At 66.1% G+C, this 3575-nt stretch carries 2 protein-coding genes and 1 pseudogene; all 3 read left to right on the forward strand.

What is annotated here, in order from left to right; genetic code table 11:
• A pseudogene (locus DYI24_RS23315) lies at positions 1-531 on the forward strand (TonB-dependent receptor); the annotation flags it as partial.
• 182 nt (positions 532-713) lie between these two features.
• The gene (locus tag DYI24_RS23320; RefSeq protein WP_164574024.1) at positions 714-1070 is read left to right on the forward strand and encodes a hypothetical protein; all 357 of its coding nucleotides are present in this window, start codon (positions 714-716) and stop codon (positions 1068-1070) included.
• A gap of 146 nt (positions 1071-1216) precedes the next feature.
• Entirely contained in the window at positions 1217-3490 is a 2274-nt protein-coding gene (locus DYI24_RS23325) for a TonB-dependent receptor (protein ID WP_164574025.1), read from the forward strand.
• Positions 3491-3575 lie beyond the last annotated feature (85 nt).

Below are 3575 nucleotides of genomic sequence, written 5' to 3' on the forward strand. Positions count from 1 at the left end.
AGCACTTGCGACGACGCCTCCTGCGTCGATCCAGGCACCGGCACGCTGGAATTGAACCAGGCGATCTACTCGCAGCGTGACTCCACCTTCAAGGGCGGCGAATTCCAGAGTCAGCTCGACGTCGCCCAGCTCTATGGCGGCACCTTCGGCATCGAGAACCAGTTCGACATCGTGCGGGCGACCTTCGCGGACGGCACCAACGTGCCGCGAATTCCGCCGATGCGGGTCGGCGGCGGCCTGTTCTGGCGCGACGCCAACTGGCTGATGAAGGTCAACCTGCTGCACGCCTTCGCGCAGAACGACGTGGCGCCGATCGCCGAAACGACGACGCCCGGCTACAACCTGCTGAAGGCTGAAGTCAGCTACCGGACCAAGCTCGATCCCAACGCCTGGGGCGCGCGCGAGATGCTGGTCGGCATCGTCGGCAACAATCTGCTCAACGAAGACATCCGGATCGCGACGTCCTACAGCAAGGACAACGTGCTGATGCCCGGCATCGGCGTGCGGGCGTTCGCGAACCTGAAGTTCTGAGCAGCCATGGGCGCGCGGGAGCTCCCCACGACGTCATTCCGGGGCGCTCGCGCAGCGAGCGAACCCGGAATCCAGAAGTTGTAGCAAAGAGAGATTCCGGGTTCGCGAGCTTTGCTCGCGCCCCGGAATGACGAACAGAAAAGCCGGCCCGCGAAAACACGCCGCCGGACTCGGATGAAACGATGAACTGGGTGCGGACGCATATCCGACTGGGAACGCGGCTGGCGCTGGTTGCGCTGGCGCTGCACTTCGTCGTGGCGTTCGGTCACTTCCACCAGATCGTCACTCAGTCGGTCGTGCTCGCGCTCACGGCCGCCGATCCGGCTGCGCCCAACGGTGATCCTCAGTCCGACGACGACGCCGACGGCTGTACTGTCTGCGCCGTGATGGCGATGGCGGATGCGATGCTCGACGCATCGTCGCCCTCGTTGCCGCTGCGGCAGGCCACCGCGCTCGTGCATCGCGTCCCGAATCTCGTTCTGATCCGGTCCGGCGGGATCCGCACCGCCTTCAATCCCCGCGCTCCTCCCGCCTGCTGACATCGATCCCTGTGAGCCAGAGATCGCGCCATGCCGCGCGGTCTCGATGTCAGCCAAGCCCGTCGACCGTCGACGGCAAGCCATCGCCCGCACCCAGCGGCGACGATCAGCGTCGCCCGCGCCCGCATGGCTTCGAGGAGACCCACATGCTTTGTCACTTCAAACGCGGCCTTGCGGCGTCGAGCTCAGCCACGCTGCTGTTAGCCGCTCTGAGTTCACCCGGTCTGGCGCAGAGCGCGGCGCCGGCCAGCCGCGGCGCGACACCGCTTCCGGAAATCGACGTGATCCAGCCGCAGCGTGCGCCCCACCCGGCTCGGCGTCCGAAGACTCAAACCGCAGCCCGGGCGCGCCGCGGAGCGGCGACCGCCTCCCCGCAGCACGACGCCCAAACGCCGGCGCAAACCGCGGCACAGGCCGTCGCGGCCAAACATGCCGGCTTCGACGCTGCGCGGCAGGCGATCTTCGCGCCGAATGGCGCCAGCGCCTTCGACGTCAATCACGAGGCCATCCTGGCGCTGCCGCAGGGCGCCAATGCGACGCTCGACAAGGTGCTGCTGCAGGCGCCGGGCGTATCGCAGGACTCCGCCGCCAGCGGCGATCTGCACGTCCGCAACGAGCACGCCAATGTGCAGTACCGCATCAACGGCATCGCGTTGCCCGACGGTGTCAGCGGCTTCGGCCAGATGCTCGACACCTCGCTGGTCGGGCGACTGACGCTGCTCACCGGCGCTCTGCCGGCGCAATACGGCCTGCGCACCGCCGGGGTCGTCGACATCACCACGCGCACCGACGCCTTCAACAACAGCGGCACCGTCAGCGTCTATGGCGGCAGCCGCCAGACCATCACGCCGAGCGTCGAATATGGCGGCACGGCCGGCAACACCCAGTACTTCGTCTCCGGCCGTTACTTCGGAACGGGCCTTGGGCTGGAGAACCCGACCTCCTCGCCGAACGCGATCCACGACGATTCTCAGCAGGGTAGAGGCTTCGCCTATCTGTCGACCGTGATCGACGAATCGACGCGCCTGACCTTCATCGGCGGCGGTTCGGCCAACAACTACCAGATCCCCAACAACCCGGGCCAGACGCCGGGCTTCACCGCGTTCGGCGTGTCGAACTTCGACTCGGCGCTGCTCAACGAAACCCAGCGCGAGCGCAACGGCTTCGGCGTGCTGGCGCTGCAGAAGTCGATCAACGGCTTCGACCTGCAGCTCTCGGCCTTCTCGCGCTATAGCACGCTGCACTTCACGCCCGACACGATCGGCGATCTGGTGTTCAACGGCGTCGCCTCGGACGTCTATCGCAAGAGCGTCGCCAACGGCATTCAGGCCGACGGCTCGTACCGGCTCAGCGATGCGCATACGCTGCGCGGCGGCTTCCAGGTCACTGCCGAGCAAAGCCAGGTGACCAACTCCTCGGTGGTGCTGCCGCTCGACGACAGCGGCAATCCGCTCGATGCGCCGACCGGTGTCGTCGACTCCAGCAGCAAGCTCGGCTGGCTGTTCAGCACCTACCTGCAGGACGAATGGCGGGTCACCAACACGGTGACGCTGAACTCCGGCCTGCGGTTCGACCAGATGAACGAATACACGAGCGCCAACCAGCTCAGCCCGCGCATCAGCCTGACCTGGAAGCCGTTCGAGGACACCACCTTCCATGCCGGCTATTCACGCAACTTCACGCCGCCCGCGCAGGTGCTGGCGGCGCCCACCAATCTGGCGCTGGTGCAGAACACCACGCAGCAGCCCGCCGTCAACGCGAGCAGCCCGGTGCTGCCTGAACGCTCGAACGTGTTCGATGTCGGCGTCACGCAGAAGCTGCTGCCCGGCCTCGAAGTCGGCATCGACACCTACTACAAGACCGCGCGCGATCTGCTCGACGACGGCCAGTTCGGCGCCGCCTATGTGCTGTCGGCGTTCAACTACGACCGCGCCGAGAATGTCGGCATCGAGTTCAAGGGCGCGTACACCAGCGGCAACTTCCGGATCTACGGCAATCTGGCGCTGGCCCGGCAGATCGCCACCAAGGTCGTCTCCAACCAGTATCTATTCGATCCGGACGAGCTCGCCTACATCGCCAACAACTACATCTACACCGACCACGCGCAGCTGATGACGGCGTCGGCCGGCGCGTCATATCGCTGGCACGATACCAGTTTCAGCGCGTCGATGATCTATGGCAGCGGGCTGCGCTCAGGCTTCGCCAATATCGGCTCGCTGCCGCCCTACACCCAGGTCAATCTCGGCGTATCGCACGACTTCTATCTGGTGAGCGCCACCAAGCCGACCACGGTGCGGTTCGACGTCGTCAACCTGTTCGACAGCGTGTACGAAATCCGCGACGGCTCGGGGATCGGCGTGTTCGCGCCGCAATACGGTCCGCGGCGCGGCTTCTATGTCGGCCTGGCGCAGAAGTTCTGAAGCCGTCCCACAGCAAGGCGCGTCAGCGCGCCTTGCTCCAATCCGGGCGGATCGCGCCGCCGACGCCTTCGAACGCACCCTCGGC

It is taken from the genome of Rhodopseudomonas sp. BR0C11 (assembly GCF_010820945.1).
Taxonomy (GTDB): domain Bacteria; phylum Pseudomonadota; class Alphaproteobacteria; order Rhizobiales; family Xanthobacteraceae; genus Rhodopseudomonas; species Rhodopseudomonas palustris_H.

Bases quoted from the DNA above. Each gene is read 5' to 3' on its own strand.
- DYI24_RS23320 (WP_164574024.1), top strand. From the start codon at position 714: ATGAACTGGGTGCGGACGCATATCCGACTGGGAACGCGGCTGGCGCTG.
- DYI24_RS23325 (WP_164574025.1), top strand. From the start codon at position 1,217: ATGCTTTGTCACTTCAAACGCGGCCTTGCGGCGTCGAGCTCAGCCACG.